This is a genomic window from Vibrio sp. 10N.222.52.C3, from assembly GCF_041474195.1.
In the GTDB taxonomy this organism is placed as follows: domain Bacteria; phylum Pseudomonadota; class Gammaproteobacteria; order Enterobacterales; family Vibrionaceae; genus Vibrio; species Vibrio crassostreae_C.
The window spans coordinates 1-17,917 of record NZ_JBFRTQ010000030.1; the positions used below are offsets into that span (position 1 = coordinate 1).

Below are 17,917 nucleotides of genomic sequence, written 5' to 3' on the forward strand. Positions count from 1 at the left end.
GCCTCCTCCTACTCGATTAAATTAAGCTCATTGAGCTACTTGTTCACGTAGTCTTTGAATTTCTGCTTGGTTTCAGCATCCGCTTTTTCGTACCAGAAATAGAGCATCTCTTCAGCTGTATTTGCTGCATTTCCGTCAATCTTTGTTGGAAGCGTTACCGGTTGTGCGACAGCAGCTGCTACGCCCGCGCTAGAACCTACTGTAAGTGCAGCGATGCCGCCTTTCTGGTTGTACTCCTTCGCTTCTTGCGGGTACTTACGACCAATCTGCATGCCATCTTTGATAAGTTTGTCTTGCTTAACACTGATTGCATTTTGGTTTTCATCAACCAGTTTCCAATCTAAGTTTTGAAGGCCTTTTTTCGCTTCGTTGGTGTTACGGAACTTAGGCATGTCAAACGTCAATGCTGTGTCTGTCGCATCAAAAGTAGCAATAATGGTATCGCTATCGACAAACTCTCGGTCGTTACCTTGGCTGAAAGCCAGTTGATATTTGAAAACGATTTGGTTTACGCCATCTGGAACGGTGATCGTTTTGCTCGAAGAGAAGAAACCACCGTCGAGATCAGGTTTAGCCTCATTAACAGCTAAGACTTCGACTAAAGCATCTGCGCTAGAAGGAACTTCAATTGTTACGTCAGCTAACACTTGTGCCGCTGCGATAATTGTCGAAAGCAGCGCAATGGATTGTAATGTTTTCATAGTCATACAGTTATTTAGGTGAGTTGTTCTACACTCGCATGCATAAAGCAGTATTTCAAGCTACCTTGTCTCGATTTGGAAAAATTCACCGAAACTTAACCAAAGCCTAGTTTTTGAACGTGTCGATTGTATGGTTTCTGTGCGAGTGAGGGCGTGATCTTGAACTTTCCTCTGTCACGTCATCATCGACGTCCAGTGAGGCTTGAGGAGAAGGTAAAGAGATATAAATAGGAATAATTGCCGCCACCCAAATGGCATAGATGGTAATGATTCGGTTGAAGGCGACAAACCAGGTTTCGCTGCCGCTACCAGATAAGTAGTAACCCTATAAGGTAAGTAAGGTGCAGCCAATAGCCCACATCACGGCTGATAGTGGATCTTTCGTTGTGGCTGCGAGCAAGACTATCGTTATGTAGGGCACGGCCATGGCAATGCCCAAAGGAACATGACAGTCGACCACAAAAATGATTGTGGCACCGAGTGCTAAGAATAAATGTGGGCCAGTGCTAGGTAAATTTACATTCCATATCATATGACACCTTCTTTTACCCCGTTTTTCGTTGCTGATGGAGTTTGTGTATTAATCGTGTTGCTTGATGGCTGTTGACTATCAAGCGATTGATGAGTTGCTGAAGTAATTCAGCCTCGGGCATGATGTGCTTCTCCGTTACCTTCTCAGCTTCGGTTGCGAGCTCGAATACTTCACTCATTTCATACCTTGATGCAATCGCTTTAACCGCCTTTAATGTTCTGGATAGATCATCTTGCTTGGCATCCGAAAATAGCTCTATCAACTCATCGATTTCGTTTTCTAGCTCATCAACGAGAGAAGTTAAGCATTTGAGTTTCTCGTCTGTTTTAAGCTCATCGTTAGTTAAAAATTGGCTACGCGACAGTTCTTCCTCTGTGAGTGGCAATTTGTTCTTAGGGTGACGCGTTAACATCGTGATGTTACTTTTTTCCTTGTTTGGAAGATTGTGTGTGTTAACGGAGTGATGGCGGTTGACCTCAAACTGTTGGTGAAACTCGTTGATGGCGTTTTGTAAGCTGTTTTTCTGTAACGGTTTGGTGAGTACAAAGTCTGCGCCTGATTCGATGAATTCATCGTGGGCCTCTTTGAATACATCGGCGGTACATGCAAAAACAACCGTAGTCAGCTTGAGTTCGCCACGGATTTTTTGAATCGCTTCAATACCGCTCATGTTGGGCATATGGTTGTCCATTATGATCAGGTCATATTGGTTTGACGCCAACTTATCTAAGGCCTGTAAACCGTCGTAGGCATTCTCAACCGTTAAGTTTATCGACTCACAGAACTTCCTAATCACCATTGCGTTGATCTTGTTATCTTCGACTAACAATACTGAGAAGTCATCGAGAGTCTCATTGGTTTTGGTTGGCGTTTGGTCGATGACTTGTTCTTCAAGCTCATGCATTTCTAACGGCAAAGAGATCTTAAATTGAGTGCCCAAACCAAGCTGGCTGGAAACCTTAATTGTTCCGCCCATCAGTTCGACTAACTGCTGAACAATGGAAAGCCCTAACCCTGTGCCACCAAACTTACGGGTTGTTGAAAGCTCAGCTTGTTCAAAGGCGGTAAATATATGGTCGATCTTGTCTTCTGCTATACCAATACCCGTATCCGTCACTAAAATATTCACGCTTGGTAGAGTAGTAGGGGCTATCAAGAATTCTACTTCGACCTTTCCTGACTCAGTAAATTTGACTGCATTGCCTGCTAAGTTAAATAAGATCTGACGTGTACGTGCAGAGTCACCAATCAACTGAATATTGGTAGGAATGTTATCTTTAATGATAAAAGCGAGGCCTTTGTCTTCTGCAAGAGGTGTCAATGTTTTATCAAGGTGTGTCACGACGTCGGTGACAGAGAACGGGCTGTATTCCAACTCCATCTTGCCTTGCTCCACCTTAGAAAAATCAAGAATGTCATTCAATATGGTGACGAGATGCTGACCAGAGTCAATGATGATTTGGGCGTGTTTACGAGTATTCTCGCTGTGTGAATCCTCCTTGATTATCTGAGCGATGCCTAATACGCCATTCATTGGGGTGCGTAACTCGTGGCTCATGGTAGCGAGAAAGAGAGATTTTGCTTCGCTGGCTTTTTCTGCTTTGTCTGCGGCTTCTTGATAGGAGAGGTTGTTTCTTTTGAGTTCGAAGACTCGAAAAATAAACATGGTGAATGAGAACGCTAAAGTCAGCAACGCCAAAACGATAATAAGCTTAACGATGATACTTTTAAGTTGGTCTTGCAGATCGGTAAACTCATGCTCAATATGTTCAATATACTCCATGCTGTGTGCTGAAAGTACTTGAGATAACAGCTGACTTTGTTGTTGGTTGAGTTCGGTAAACGTTTTATAAAGGTTCGCCAGCTCGGAGTTAACACCTGAATGGTTAATTTCGATTCCCCCAACCAACACACTCGCAAGAAGCGCGCTTTGAATGTCGATATTTGCGTTGTTTATCTCAGCATCAGTTGAGTTGCTCTCTGTGAGTTGTAGAGTCAAAGATTGCAAAATAAACTGACGAGCCACACTAAGTCCTACTAGGTTGTCTAGCGTATCTAAGTTCGACATTGAAGCATCGTAAAAGCGATCCAATAATTGCGCTGTCGGTAAGTGTTTAAAGAACGTAGAGTGAATATTCTCGCTTTGATAACTTTCTCTGAGTAGTTGCAACTCTCTTTCTAAAGCAACCAAATCTGCAGACATTTGATAAGGGTTGGAAATACCCGCAAGCGCTGCATTGGTGATATGATCACGCATTTCTAATACTTCATGGCCTAACTGCCGAATAGGCACTCCATATTCGGTGACCTTTTCATGCTCGGAGTAGGTCAGCATAATAAAGCTAATTAAGCCGATGAAAAGCGATACAAACAGTAGAAATATGAGTCTGATCTTATTCATTTTCAAACTCCATTAACATTTGAGGACGGTTACCGGTTAGGGATTCGAGGAAGACTTTAATATCGTTTATGGCCTGTTTTTCAAACGTTTTACCGAGTTGGCTTTCACCCATTATTTTGATCGCTTCTTCGAGTGTGGCTGTTTGCCCGTCATGAAAATAGGGTGCAGTGATCGCCACGTTTCTTAAGCTCGCAACACGAAATAAATCCTTATCTTGTGGTTTAGCGGTAAACATAAAACGACCTTGGTCTTCACTTCGCTCGGCTCCTGTTTTCGATAACCCAAAGTAACCAAATCGCATCACCATGCCTCCACCAATGTTGGTACCTTGGTGGCAACGAATACAGCCTTCTTCTTGAAAAGTTTCCCAACCTCGTTTGGCGGTTTCAGAAAGTGCTGCGCTGTCACCTTGTAAATACAGGTCGAAAGGGGCATTGGGTGTGGTCAAACCCTGCATAAATTCAATAAGAGCAGCCTTAATTGAAGCTTCGTCAATGGGCGTTGATTGTTCTTGGAATAAGTCGATGTAAGTTTTCGATTGAGACACATAATCCGTAATATGTTGCCAGTTTGAATCCATTTCATCGACGTTGTGCACTGGGCCATCAATTTGATCGCCGAGGTTGTTTACTCGACCATCCCAGAAGAACCGATAGTTAAAGACTGCGTTAAAAACGGTGAGTGAATTTCTCATCCCTGCGCCGTTTACGCCAATCGAAACTGGAATTACCTCTGCGCCGTTGGTTTGCAGGCTATGACAACTTTCACAGCTCACACTGCGGTTAGAAGAAAGGTTCGGGTCTTTAAATAGCACCCAACCAATTTTGGCCAGCTCATGATTTATCTCGGGAGAGTTTGGAATCGGAGATATGGGTTGGCTTGAAGCGACGGTTTTATGTGCGTGCTTTTCTTCGGAATGGGCGGAGTGCCCTGAAGAGTGAGAGTCATCATGATTGCTTTCATGGGCGTGATTTTTTTTGTGTTCGAACGAGGTGTGCATTTTTGAAGAGGCCGCGTCATAAACTAGCAAAGCGACTGAAACGACAATGACAGTGATGCTTATTCCTGCTAAATATGGCGTTTTCATAACATTAGTCCATCTAGTTTGACAATTATGGCAACTCAGAATCCTTCTGATATCACCTTCATTTTACTTTCCAATGATAGGTGTTATTTATAAAGCTAGTTGCGCATATGTGATGTTGCAAGACAAGTGGTAGGAAATTAAATCGCTTAGGCGGTTATCTAGCGGGGATTGATAGGGAGGTCTAGTCAGAATTGAATGAAGCTCTTTCAAATGAAATCAAGCCGAATGGCGTTAAACGAAGAAAGCCGTGGTAACTCAAGTGAGTTATCACGGCTTTCGTACTCGATTATGTACTTACTATAAATCTTAGTTAAATACACATCTATACAGTTTGCATCGCCTAGATAGGCTTATTTAGCTTGCGCTGATGCCGCTTCTAGTTGCTTAAGTTTACCTTGAAGCATGTATGCATTCTGGTTGAAGTTACCTGGGTTCAGTACTTGGCTATTCTGCATAGGGTAATCTGGTAGCGTCGTCATAAACTCTTGAACCTGATTTCCTACTGGAACGAATAACCACATGTTGTCTGCCATCCAGCGTAGGTACATACCAGACTCGTGCGGTGCTTTCTCGAATGGGTCAGCACGTAGGTGAACAACTTGAGGCCAGTTTGGTTGGAAACGAACTGCATCCACAATGTTACCATCCATCACAGCAAACGAAATCTTGAAGTCATTCCAACGTACTGCGTTTAGCTCAGCGTTAGCAGAGAAGTAAAGCATGCTGTCACGAGGGCCTTTCTCTTCTTTACCTTGGAAGTAAGGCAGGAAGTTGTAACCATCTAGGTGTACGCGCCAGTTTTTACCGTTGTAAGTTGCACCTTTGTCAGATGCTAGCTTCTCAACCACTTTATCATCACCAGCGGCTGCTAGTAGAGTAGGAATCCAGTCTTGGTGGCCCATGATATCGTTGATTTTAGTTCCAGGTTTGATAGTCCCAGGCCAGCGAACTAGCTGAGGCACACGCATACCACCTTCGTAAGTTGTACCTTTCTCACCGTGGAAGTAAGTTGCGCCGCCATCAGGCCAAGAAACCGTTTCAGCACCGTTATCGGTAGAGTAAATTACGATAGTGTTGTCAGCGATTTTTAGTTCATCCAGCTTGTCTAGAAGCACACCAACATGGTCATCATGCTCTAACATACCATCAGCATAAATACTGATACCTGACTTACCTTGGTATTTCTCTTGTAGGCGAGTCCACACGTGCATACGAGTGGTGTTGTGCCAGATGAAGAATGGTTTGTCAGCTTTTACCGCTTTTTCCATGAATGCTAGAGATTCTTCTAGGAACTCTTCATCCGCATGCTCCATACGCTTACGCGTCATTGGGCCAGTATCTTCAATCTTACCGTCAGCAGTAGACTTGATTACACCACGAGGGCCGTAGTTCTTACGGAACTCTGGGTCTTTAGGGTAGTAATATGTTTCTGGCTCTTCTTCGGCGTTTAGGTGGTACAGGTTACCGAAGAACTGGTCAAAACCGTGGTTCGTTGGAAGGTGTTTGTCTTGGTCACCCATGTGGTTCTTACCGAACTGAGCTGTCATGTAGCCTTGTTCTTTAAGAAGGTCTGCGATCGTTGGAGCCCAATCAGGGATACCGTGGTCCGAACCTGGCATGCCGATAGTCAATAGACCAGTACGGAAAGGTTCTTGACCTGTTAGGAATGCAGCACGACCAGCAGTACACGATTGTTGACCGTAGTGGTCAGTAAATAGTGCGCCTTCGTTAGCAATACGGTCGATGTTAGGTGTTTCGTAACCCATCATACCGTTGTTGTATGCACTGATGTTGAATACACCAATGTCATCACCCCAGATAGCAAGAATGTTTGGTTTTTCTGCTGCTGTTGCCGCTGAAGAAGCTGCTAATAAGCCAACACCTAATGCTAGTTTATTAATTTTAGTACCCATAAGGACTCCGATTCACTTTTAAGATTAATGCGTTAGAACAACGCATCGATGAGCAAATGTTATTCTCAAAATTCCGTTACGTCCTTTTATAGTGCTTATAACCAATCGTTATGATGCTTAGGTAACCTATTGATTAATATCAGCTCCAGTGGGTACGTAGAATAAAGCCTTAGTTTGTATGTGTGATCCTTATCATGTTTGTTGGCGTAAACCTTATCGATGATTTCTGTATCCGTATCTCAATAAAAATGACAAAAAGATTAATAGCTTAGGGTATCTCGCGCATGTGTAAAAAATGGACTATACGTTGTAGGGCAGGATGCAAATAACTTACGAAGAGGTTTCTATGACAGCGAAATATGGCGCTAAACGTCGATTAGCGATTTTGGGTACAGCGATGATGGCCGCGTCCAGCGCCACTTTTGCGGCTGAAAAGCCAAATATATTGGTTATTTGGGGGGACGATATTGGTCAATCCAATGTGAGTGCATACACCTTCGGTCTCATGGGTTACAAAACCCCGAATATTGATAGCATCGCGAAAGAAGGGATGATGTTTACGGACTATTACGCAGAGCAATCTTGTACTGCGGGTCGCTCTACCTTTATCACGGGACAAAGTGTATTACGAACGGGTTTGAGTAAAGTAGGTTTGCCGGGCGCAGACATTGGCTTACAAGCAGAAGACGCGACAATCGCAGAAATGCTGAAACCTATGGGTTACATGACAGGTCAATTTGGTAAAAACCACCTTGGCGATAAAGATGAATTCCTTCCAACAGCACACGGGTTTGACGAATTTTTTGGCAACCTTTACCACCTAAATGCTGAAGAAGAACCAGAGAATGAAGATTACCCAACCGATCCTGAGTTTCGTAAGAAATTTGGCCCTCGTGGTGTCATTAAGTCATTCGCTGATGGCAAGATTGAAGATACCGGTCCACTGACGCGTAAGCGTATGGAAACGGTTGATGAAGAAACACTAGACGCGGCACTTGATTTTATGGATCGCGCAGTGAAAGCGGACAAACCATTCTTCGTGTGGTGGAACGCGACACGTATGCACTTTAGAACGCACGTGAAAGCCGACAGTAAAGGCTTAACCGGTGTCGGTAACTACGCTGATGGTATGGTTGAGCACGATCGACACGTTGGGCAACTATTGAAGCAAGTGGATGAGTTGGGTATCAAAGACAACACGATTGTTTTCTACTCAACGGATAACGGCCCTCACATGAACTCTTGGCCTGATGCGGGTACAACCCCGTTCCGTGGTGAGAAAAACACCAACTGGGAAGGCGCATACCGTGTACCAGCAATGGTTCGTTGGCCTGGTAAGATTGAACCAGGAACCGTATCTAACGAAATCATGCACCATATGGACTGGATGCCAACCTTCGTTGCCGCCGCTGGTGATGACCAAATCAAAGAGAAACTACTCAAAGGTCATACTGCCGGTGATAAAACGTTTAAGGTTCACTTAGATGGTTACAACTTCCTTCCTTACCTAACGGGTGAAGAAGAGAAAGGCCGTCGTTCGGAGATCTTCTACTTTACCGATGATGGTGATTTAGCGGCGCTTCGTTACAACCAATGGAAAGCGGTGTTCATGGAGCAGCGTGCAACGGGTACCATGCAAATTTGGGCTGAACCGTTCGTGACGTTACGTCTTCCTAAGCTGTTTAACCTGCGTATGGACCCATACGAAAACGCAGACATTACATCGAACACATATTACGACTGGTTGTTAGACCATGCTTATATGTTCGTTCCAGCACAAGCGTATGTGGGCAAGTTCCTAGAAACCTTTGCTGAATATCCGCCACGTCAAAAAGCTGCGAGCTTTAGCTTGGATCAGGTAATGGAAAAACTGCAGGAATCTCATAACAAGTAAGTGATTGTTTGAGTGAAACTGAACAGATTGAAGAGCTCTTAGGAGCTCTTTTTTTATGCGCATATCGATGAGTAAATCCCGGTCGTGAATACGAATCACAACAATCGAGCTCATTGCCACTAAATAATTGTAAATTCGTTGTTTTTACGTCTACCTTATTAAGCATAAGGATGTATAAAAACAAGGAATGTTATGTCTGCATGGTTGTGCTCACTGGTAAACGGATTGAAACACCAGCGAGTCGCAGTATTATCCGCAATCTTGTCTTCACTGATGTTGTCGCTGTTCAGTCTGAACGCCTATGCCAACGAGCAAGATCCTAATATCAACTCTGATATTTCAAAGGCCAACTCTGTAGCGTCACCCGTTAGCTCTGACGCTTTACCTATCGGTTCTAAAGCCAGCTATGTCGGTTCGGAAGCATGTGTTGATTGTCATAGTGAAGAAGTCGCAGCGTGGGAGGGCTCTCATCATGATATGGCGATGAAGCACGCTACAGACGAATCTGTATTAGGCGATTTCAACGATCAAACATTCACTCATGACGGTAAACCCAACCGATTTTTCCGCAAGGGCGAAGAGTTCTGGGTCAATATTGAAGGGCAAGACGGCCACTTTAAAGATTACAAAATCAGCTATACCTTTGCCTTTGAACCACTACAACAATACATGGTTGAATTTGAAGACGGCCGTGTACAGTTGATTCCTTTCGCTTGGGATTCTCGCACTGAGGGCGAAGGCGGTCAACGTTGGTTTCACCTCTATCCTGATACCACCAACACCGATGAATTCTACTGGACCAATAGCGGTCAAAACTGGAACTTCATGTGTGCTGATTGCCATTCAACGAACCTAGAGAAAAACTACGACAGCGCGAGTAATACCTACAACACTACTTGGTCTGAGATTAATGTCGGTTGTGAAGCGTGTCATGGCCCTGCGAGTGAGCACGTTGAAAAGGCTCAGCTAGCAAAAGCTAACGGTGGAAAGGATGCTCCAGTCTCGGCGCATTATGGTTTTGACCGCGACTTGTCGAAGTCGGTCAAAGAGTGGATCTATCAAGAGGGTAATTCAACCCTGCAACCAAAAGACATCATCCATACCAATCAAGTTCAAACCTGTGCTCAATGCCACAGCCGTCGTACTCAGTTAAATGAAACGGGTGATCACGTTAACGGGTCTTTCTTTGATAAGTATCGCTTGAGCTTGATTACCCCAGAGCTTTACCACAACGATGGTCAAATCTACGATGAAGATTACGTTTACGGATCTTTCCTTCAATCCGTGATGGCTGAAAAAGGCGTCACATGTACTAACTGTCACGATCCTCATACCGCTGAACTAAAAATTGCGGAAGAAGCCGTGTGTAGCCAATGTCATATTGCATCAGAATACACGCCTGAAAAGCACACATTCCACGAAGCGAATACTGAAGCTTCACAATGCACGACTTGTCACATGCCAGAGACGACTTACATGGAGGTCGACCCAAGGCGTGACCACAGTTGGCATATCCCACGTCCTGATATTAGCCAACACATTAAAACGCCGAACGTGTGCACTAGCTGTCATGCAGATCAAACCGACCAGTGGGCAGATAAGCAAATCGGTGAGTGGTTCCCAGATTCTAAGTATCGTAATCAGCAGCACTTTGCCGTTGCCTTTTATGCTGACTCGATAGGGCACAAAGGTGCAGAGGATGCGTTGGCATACTCGGCTCAGGACTCTAGCTTAAGCAATATCATTCGTGCATCGAGCTTAGAACGTTTGGGCGGTAATACGGGTAAGAATACGCTTATTTCGCTGGCAAGAGCGGTGAAACATGATGATGAAATGATCCGTTTGGGTGTGGTACAAGGCTCGTCTGGTTTCCCATTCACTGACCGTTGGCAAATTCTAGAGCCGCTACTGAAAGACCCTGTATTGTCGATTCGTTCAGAAACCGCAGGCGCATTAGTGCGTTATTGGGGAGAAATGAACCCTCTGCAGAAAGACCAAATCAAGCCTGCATTAGAAGAGTACATTGAAATACAGCAATTTAATGCCGACAGAGGATTTGGACGTACTAACCTAGGCAACGTTTACCGAGATTTAGGCCAGCACGACAAAGCGATTGAGTTTTATCTAGGCGCTATCGAGATTGAGCCTTATTTCGAAAACAGCTACGCCAATTTAGCGGATTTGTATCGAGCGCAAGGTAACGAGGCAAAAGCGTTGTCGACCTTGAAGCAAGGTATTGAAGCTCAGCCTAAATCGAGTGTTTTGCCATACAGCACAGGATTGTCTCTGCTTCGTGTGAAAGATTACGAACAAGCAACGGACTACCTTAAACAAGCCGCTGAAACTGCGCAAACCGATCCTCAATATTGGTATGTGTACGGATTGGCTTTGGAAAAATCGGATGTGCTTGCGGCAAGTCAATCACTGCATAAGGCTTACCAATTTAGCCGCAACCCACAGCACCTGTATGCCCAGTGTGAAGTGTTGGCGCGAAACAGTCATATACCGGGCGTACCAAAGGCGTTTGAGCAATGTATTTCATCATTGAGCAAAGTGGCACCGCCGGAAGCCATTAACCAATTGAAAGCTAGGTTTAAATAAAGCGATGAGGTGAGCTTGGCTATCGAGCTTGCTGCTTATTCCGCTTGTAACCAATTATCGCGTTTATAACTAATAGTTATGGAGCTTGTGAGTAGGATGTACGCAGCCAGATTGAATTAAGGGAAGACCTATGAACCATGCGCAACAAGCAATAAACCAACTGATTGAACAAACAGAGAAAAGTGTTATCGGTCAGAGCCACGTCGTTCGGGCTCTGGTGATAGGGTTATTGACTAATGGCCATGTGCTTTTAGAGGGACTTCCCGGTACAGCGAAAACTCGCTCAGTAAAATCGCTGGCGAATCTACTGAACACCAGTTTTGGTCGAATTCAATTTACGCCAGACCTGCTGCCATCTGATGTGACGGGCACGGAGGTGTATCAAGAGCTTGATGGAAAGCCTCAGTTGCATTTCCAACCGGGTCCTATTTTCAACAGCATTGTATTAGCCGATGAAGTGAACCGTGCGCCTGCAAAAGTACAGGCTGCTCTGCTTGAAGCGATGGCGGAAGGGACGATTACGGTGGGTGGTCAAACTCACATCCTGCCAGATTTGTTCATGGTGCTAGCCACACAAAACCCAGTTGAGCAAGAAGGTACGTATCCACTGCCTGAAGCACAAATGGACCGTTTCATTATGAAAGTGACAGTCGACTATCCAGAAGATGAAGCTGAACGCGACATCATTCGACTTGTGCGCAGTGAGGAACTCGGTAGCGAGACCAGTTCAGAATTAGTCACGCCACAACATATTGAACCTGAGTTGGTACTTGAAGCTCGGCGCCAACTTCCAGACATTGCCGTTTCTGATTTAGTTGAGAACTACATTGTGGCCTTGGTGATGGCAACTCGTAAGCCAGAGCGTTACCCAGAATCAAACTTGTCTAAATGGATTGAGATTGGTTCAAGTCCGCGTGCTTCCATCGCGTTGGATAAATGTGCTCGCGCTTATGCATGGTTGCAAGGACGTGACCATGTCACGTTGGACGATGTGCGTGCCATGTTACCAACCGTATTAGGTCACCGATTCTCGTTGTCTTACGACGCATTGGCCGATGGTGTTGACCATCAAAGAGTGGTTGAAGAACTGCTCGATAATGTTGAGATTGGATAACTAGGGGGCGTCATGGCGAAGCCAACACAAGCTCCCAAATCGCAAGGCCTTGATCCACGACTGTATTGTGATTATTCAAGGTTAGTGCGAATTCAGGCTCAAGCTGAGTCGTTTTCACTGTTACCTCATTTAAAAGCGGGCAGCGTACTTTCGGGCAGACATAACTCTTTGTTCCGTGGTCGTGGTTTGAACTTCGAAGAATTACGTCATTACCAATTGGGTGATGATATCCGTAATCTCGATTGGAAAGTTACGATGCGAACGGGTAAGCCTCATGTTCGTAGCTATACCGAAGAGAAAGACCGTAATGTGATGATCTGTGTCGATCAGCGCAGTTCGATGTTCTTTGCGTCTCAAAACACCATGAAATCTGTTGTGGCTGCCGAAGTGGCGGCATTGTGTGGATGGCGAGTGCTGAAAGATGGTGATCGTGTCGGCTTCGTTTTGGCCTCGCACCAAAAACTGTTTCATACCAAAGCTCAACGTTCTCAATCTGATTTGTTGGCTCAGCTAAAACATCTTACCAAAGCCAATCAAAGCTTAGGCGTCAATGTAAGTGATGGCGATAATGTTGGTTTTAGCCAGTGGATTGAACTGATCAAACGAATGAGACTCAAGCAATCAACCTTGATATTCATTAGTGACTGGCGAGATTGCCAAGAGCAACATCTTGACCGACTAAAGCAACTGCAACAACACAACGACATCTTAGCCATTATGGTCACCGATCCATTAGAACAATCATTGCCTCAAGATCTGGCAAGCGCAAACTGGGTGGTGGGTGATGGTCGCTTTCAACTTAATCTGGATAGCCAATCTAAGGTTAACCTCGCAAGTAAAAGCCTTGCCCAAAAAGCGGCACTTCAGAAACTGTCCCTTGCTAAATTGATGGCGATGAAAAACCTCCCTTATATAGAATTAGACACGTCGGGCAATCACATATCACAGCTGCAGAAACTAGTGGGAGGGCGCTAAATGGCTGTTGAACATACGCCTCCAAGTACTTATATCCTTCGCGACCTACATGATGTCGCCATTCCTGACAGTGTGAGCTGGGCTCCTCAAACGATCGGCTGGAAGATCCTTGGCGTTATTCTGTTATTGGTCGCTATCTATCTGGCTTATCGCTTGGCGTTAAGGTGGTGGAATAACCGTTATCGCAAAGAAGCGCTTCAAGAACTCATGGTACTGGATGCAAGAGACAAGAACTCAACCGAACGAACCTTTAAAGTCCTCAAAGTGGTGCTTCGTTACCTAGACAGCAGTAATGCCAAGTTGTTTGGCCAAGCTTATGTGAACCGTTTGAACGCTTATCTGCCTGTTAGCGCCAACACGAGTGAAAACAGCAATGCGTTCTTTGCCGATGAAGTTTCGGAATTATGGATGCAAAGCCTAATTGACCCTAATGTGCGTTTGAGCTTTGAACAGCGTTTAGAGGTAATTCAAACCGCGATGATGTGGCTAAAACTTCACAAGCCGAATGTACAGGTAACGGTTGAGGGGCAAGACAATGTTTGATGTTTTATCTGCCAGTTTTGAATTTGCGCATCCGCTGTGGTTTATTGCGCTGCCTTTACCGTTGTTGGTCTACTTTGCGGTGCCAGCTTATCGAACTAAGCAAATGGCGATTAAGGTGCCATTTTTTCGAGAATTGGTAGAAGCGATTGGGGAAGCACCGTCAGAAGGTGCAAGCCAGTTAACTCCAAGCTGGTGGCAACGAACCACGCTCATTATTACTTGGGTATTGGTCGTGTGTGCGTTAGCGAAACCAACCATTCTTGGTGAGCCACAGGTTCGCGAACAATTGGGTCGTGATGTGATGGTGGTGGTCGATTTGTCTGGCTCAATGGCGGAGCAAGATTTCACTTCTAAACAAGGCGATAAAATCTCTCGTTTAGATGCGACCAAAGAGGTGCTGGTTGATTTTGCGAAAACCAGAAAAGGTGACCGACTCGGTTTGATCTTGTTTGGTGATGCAGCGTTTGTACAAACGCCATTTACCGCGGACCAAGATGTATGGCTTGAACTGCTTAATCAAACCGATGTCGCGATGGCAGGGCAAAGTACGCACTTGGGCGATGCAATTGGCTTGGCGATCAAGGTGTTTGAACAAAGTGAAAAGCAAAGTGCTGCCGTTCAAGATTCAAACGTCGACACCAACGAAAAAGAGAAAGTCGTGATCGTATTAACAGACGGTAATGATACAGGAAGTTTTGTTGAGCCTATCGATGCCGCAAAAGTCGCCAAGGCTAAAGGCGTTCGAATTCACGTTATTGCGATGGGCGATCCGCAAACCGTTGGAGAGGTTGCTCTGGATATGGAAACCATCAAGCGTGTCGCTCAAGAGTCAGGTGGCGAAGCCTTTGAAGCACTTAACCGCGACGAACTGACCAAAGCCTATGCTCAGATTGGTGAGCTTGAACCTCAGTTATATGAAAGTACCACTTATCGCCCTAAACAGGGGCTGCACCACTATTTGATGGCGATTGTTGTAGTGATGTATTTGACCGCATTCAGCTTAGCAACGATACGCCGAAGATCGCTGCTCGCTTCTTCTGTTAAGAATTTGAAAGGAGAGAGTGATGCCTGATTCTCTCACGATACAACAGTTTTTTACCCAGTTTCATTTTATCCGACCTTTGTGGTTGTTGGCCTTTATTCCGATGTTCTTCCTGTTATGGGTTCGTTGGAGAGAAGAGACCAAACCAACGTGGAAAGACATTTTACCTACACATTTACGTGATGCATTGACGATTGGCGAAACAGGCTGGCGCAAGCAACTGCCGTTGAAGCTATTGGTGGTGATTGTGACTATCGCCATCATTATCTGTTCTGGCCCAACATGGCAGCGTGAGGCTTCGCCTTTTGGTGAAGACAAAGCGTCGATGTTGGTTGTGCTTGATAATAGTGAATCTATGCTTGCTAAAGATTTGCCTCCAAGTCGCTTGGAACGATCTAAGCAGAAAATTAGAGACTTATTGGCAGCTCGCAAAGGCGGTAATACGGGCTTAGTGGTTTATGCAGGCAGCGCACACGTGGCGATGCCCGTCACGCAAGACAGCAAGGTGTTTGAACCGTTTCTAGCGGCTATCACACCCGATATCATGCCGGTATCAGGTAAGTCAGCAGAGGAAGCACTGCCACTGATTAATCAGCAACTGTCTGGTGAGTTAGGCTCTTCTGTACTGTTGGCATCAGATGGTGTAAACCCAAGCACCATTAGGGCGTACGAGAGTTTCTTTAACGACAATCCGTATCAGTTGCTCATTCTCGCCGCAGGAAACAGTAATGTGGTGAGCGATAACCCTGTCGACCTAGATTCACTGCGTAACTTAGCGAGTAAGACGGGTGGACGAGTGATTGAAGTGACCGTTGATGATTCGGATATCCAACAACTGAACAGAGCGGTTGAAAGAAACATGCAGCTCAACGGCGAATCTTCAATGCCTTGGAAAGACATGGGCTATGGACTGCTTATTCCAATGGCTTTCATTATGTTGCTATGGTTCAGAAAAGGGTGGTTGGTGCAGTGGTGTGTCGTTGGTTTGATGATCACAAGCAGCATGTATTCACCAGACACTTTGGCGAAAACAGTCAACTTAACCGCTGAGAAACCAGTTGTGGTGGAGTCGGTTACTACTTGGGACAAAACAGCTCAATGGTGGTGGGACTTATGGTTAACGCCCGATCAGCAAGGTCAACGCCTGTTGAATCAGAAAGAATATCTTCAAGCTGCCAAACATTTTACTGACCCAATGCGAAAGGGCGCGGCTTATTACTATGCTCGTGATTTTAAGCTCGCTCACAGTGCGTTTTTGCAAACCAAAACTGACCTTGGTTTGTACAATGCAGCGAGTGCGTTAGCTAGGCAGCGTGAATACCTTGCCGCACGAGACCTCTTGAAATCATTAAGTGAGAAAGAGGACCTGTCACCAGAACTAAGAACGGATGTGGAGAACAATCTTGCTGTGCTTAGTGGAATTGTCGAAGAGGTAAACCGAACCAGTGAAAGCCAGTCTGGAACCACAGATGGCCCTGAAGAATCTTTAGAACTCGAAGACGATCAGCCGCGAACGGGTGATGGCGCTGAAGAAGAAACGGTAGCGGAATTGATGCTTAAGGAAACACTTAACGCGAATGAGATTTTGGGCAGCCAAGAGCTTGCCGACAAGTGGTTAAAGCGAGTAGAAGCCGATCCTAAGTTCTTCTTGAAATCCAAATTCCAAATTCAGTTAAGAGATCCTGCGCCTTCCATCGAACAAGCGTCAAAACAGGAGCAAACGCAATGAGTCGATATGATTTAGCTCTTGAAGCGATTCAATCAAAGCGAGCGCGATTCACAGCCCGCACATGGTTGTTGTCGATGACTCTTATGTTGAGTTGGTTTTTTCCTGCTGTTGCTTCTGCTGCCGATATCTTCGACCTCCAAAAAAGTGGTGACGTTGAGCTTATCGCTTGGATTGGCGAGAAACCCAAGTCAGGCGACAAAATAACGCCGGGCAAAGTCAGCGTAAATGAGCAGGTCATTCTGAACATTGAGGTGGCGACACCGCGCTGGTTAACGGGCGGCACTCGAATCGGCAGTATCGAAATCCCTAACGTTATCGCTAAGCAGCGTAACCAACTCGCGACGAACTACACAGAAAGAGTCGGTGGTACTACATGGTCACGTCAGCGTTGGGAATTGACGCTTTATCCGATGACTTCCGGTGAGTTTGTTATTCCAACCGTACCGGTTCGTATCCAAGTTTCTGCTCCTGATGGTTCAAACGTGGGCGGTACGCTTTACACGCAGCCGATTAAGTTTGAAGCTTCGTTGCCTTCAGGTTTACTCGATAATGAAACGCCTTGGTTTTCTGCGACAAAAGTAGATATAGAGCAGCAATGGCAACGCTCAAGTGAAGAGCTAAAAGTTGGCGATGCTATTACTCGAACTATCACGATTAAGGCAAAAGACAGCTTTTCTGTGTTGCTGCCAGATGTGCTAACCAATAAGTCCACTAAGCAGTTCCAAGCTTACCCACAGCCCAACCGTTTGGATGACACTCAAGAACGTGGTGATTATCGCTCAAGCCGAGTTGAACAGACTGTATATGTGATTCAGCAGGGTGGTGAGTTTACGCTGCCAGAGTTTTCATTTCAGTGGTGGGACAGCAAAAATCAACGCCTTGAAAACGTGGTGATAAAAGGCGAAGTGTTTGAAGCCAAACACACAGTCCAATCTTTCATCAAAGCCTACATGTCGGTGTTTATTACTGTTGGTTTGGCGTTATTAGTCTGCATTGCGTTGATTATTTCCGTTAAGCGTTACTACGCAAACCGCCCAACACCGAGTTGGCTGGTACTACGTCGTTTAGTTAAGCAAGGTAATTGGGCTGCATTAAGAACCTTTATCTACCGTCAATTGCGAAACCAAACCTCTCAGTTAGAACTGAATAAAGTGCAACTGGATAAAGCGCAACATGGTAAATCAAATGGACAAAAGCGTTGGCTAGAAGATAGCGAAGCCCTTCAACAAGGATGTGAAGATAAAAACGTATTCACTCGTTTATGGAAAGGGTTACGTAACTTGCCCAGTGACACATCAAACTCAAGCAATTCTCGTTCAATTGCTGCTCGCTTGAAAATCCCTAAAGCCTTGCCAGACTTAAAAGATAGAACTAAGTAGCAAACT

The 17,917-nt window shown here is 45.2% G+C and carries 12 protein-coding genes and 1 pseudogene; 8 read left to right on the forward strand and 5 right to left on the reverse strand.

Annotated features, from left to right (window positions below; all coding sequences use genetic code 11):
- Positions 1-35: 35 nt before the first annotated feature.
- The 5 genes and pseudogenes from AB4517_RS05155 to AB4517_RS05175 form a co-directional block, all read right to left on the reverse strand.
- Positions 36-701: a DUF2057 family protein gene (locus tag AB4517_RS05155; protein ID WP_372147994.1), complete on the reverse strand. Its 666-nt coding sequence runs from the start codon at positions 699-701 to the stop codon at positions 36-38.
- A 106-nt stretch (positions 702-807) separates the two neighbouring features.
- Positions 808-1,233 (reverse strand): annotated as a pseudogene (locus tag AB4517_RS05160) (hypothetical protein).
- A 13-nt stretch (positions 1,234-1,246) separates the two neighbouring features.
- Entirely contained in the window at positions 1,247-3,634 is a 2,388-nt protein-coding gene (locus tag AB4517_RS05165; protein ID WP_372147995.1) for an ATP-binding protein, read from the reverse strand.
- Positions 3,627-4,721 (reverse strand): cytochrome-c peroxidase, encoded by a 1,095-nt coding sequence (locus AB4517_RS05170; RefSeq protein WP_372147996.1) that lies wholly within the window; start codon positions 4,719-4,721, stop codon positions 3,627-3,629. Before AB4517_RS05170 ends, AB4517_RS05165 begins: the two co-directional genes overlap by 8 nt.
- Positions 4,722-5,071: 350 nt before the next feature.
- Positions 5,072-6,634 (reverse strand): arylsulfatase, encoded by a 1,563-nt coding sequence (locus tag AB4517_RS05175; protein WP_372147997.1) that lies wholly within the window; start codon positions 6,632-6,634, stop codon positions 5,072-5,074.
- A gap of 346 nt (positions 6,635-6,980) precedes the next feature.
- Here AB4517_RS05175 and AB4517_RS05180 point away from each other — a divergent pair, with 346 nt between their 5' ends.
- The 8 genes from AB4517_RS05180 (at position 6,981) to AB4517_RS05215 (ending at position 17,911) form a co-directional block, all read left to right on the forward strand.
- On the forward strand, positions 6,981-8,528 hold the full coding sequence (locus tag AB4517_RS05180; RefSeq protein WP_372147998.1) for an arylsulfatase: 1,548 nt from the start codon (positions 6,981-6,983) through the stop codon (positions 8,526-8,528).
- 192 nt (positions 8,529-8,720) lie between these two features.
- The gene (locus tag AB4517_RS05185; protein ID WP_372147999.1) at positions 8,721-11,129 is read left to right on the forward strand and encodes a tetratricopeptide repeat protein; all 2,409 of its coding nucleotides are present in this window, start codon (positions 8,721-8,723) and stop codon (positions 11,127-11,129) included.
- Positions 11,130-11,259: 130 nt separating this feature from the next.
- Entirely contained in the window at positions 11,260-12,243 is a 984-nt protein-coding gene (locus AB4517_RS05190; protein WP_017060007.1) for a MoxR family ATPase, read from the forward strand.
- A 12-nt stretch (positions 12,244-12,255) separates the two neighbouring features.
- The gene (locus AB4517_RS05195; RefSeq protein WP_372148000.1) at positions 12,256-13,218 is read left to right on the forward strand and encodes a DUF58 domain-containing protein; all 963 of its coding nucleotides are present in this window, start codon (positions 12,256-12,258) and stop codon (positions 13,216-13,218) included.
- A complete protein-coding gene (locus AB4517_RS05200; RefSeq protein WP_017066901.1) occupies positions 13,219-13,761 on the forward strand; it encodes a DUF4381 domain-containing protein in 543 nt (180 codons plus the stop codon).
- On the forward strand, positions 13,754-14,833 hold the full coding sequence (locus AB4517_RS05205; protein WP_372148001.1) for a VWA domain-containing protein: 1,080 nt from the start codon (positions 13,754-13,756) through the stop codon (positions 14,831-14,833). The genes AB4517_RS05200 and AB4517_RS05205 overlap by 8 nt, the downstream gene beginning before the upstream one ends.
- Complete coding sequence (locus AB4517_RS05210; protein ID WP_372148002.1) at positions 14,826-16,532, forward strand: VWA domain-containing protein; 1,707 nt, start codon at positions 14,826-14,828, stop codon at positions 16,530-16,532. The genes AB4517_RS05205 and AB4517_RS05210 overlap by 8 nt, the downstream gene beginning before the upstream one ends.
- Complete coding sequence (locus AB4517_RS05215; RefSeq protein WP_372148003.1) at positions 16,529-17,911, forward strand: BatD family protein; 1,383 nt, start codon at positions 16,529-16,531, stop codon at positions 17,909-17,911. Before AB4517_RS05210 ends, AB4517_RS05215 begins: the two co-directional genes overlap by 4 nt.
- The last annotated feature ends 6 nt before the right edge of the window (positions 17,912-17,917 follow it).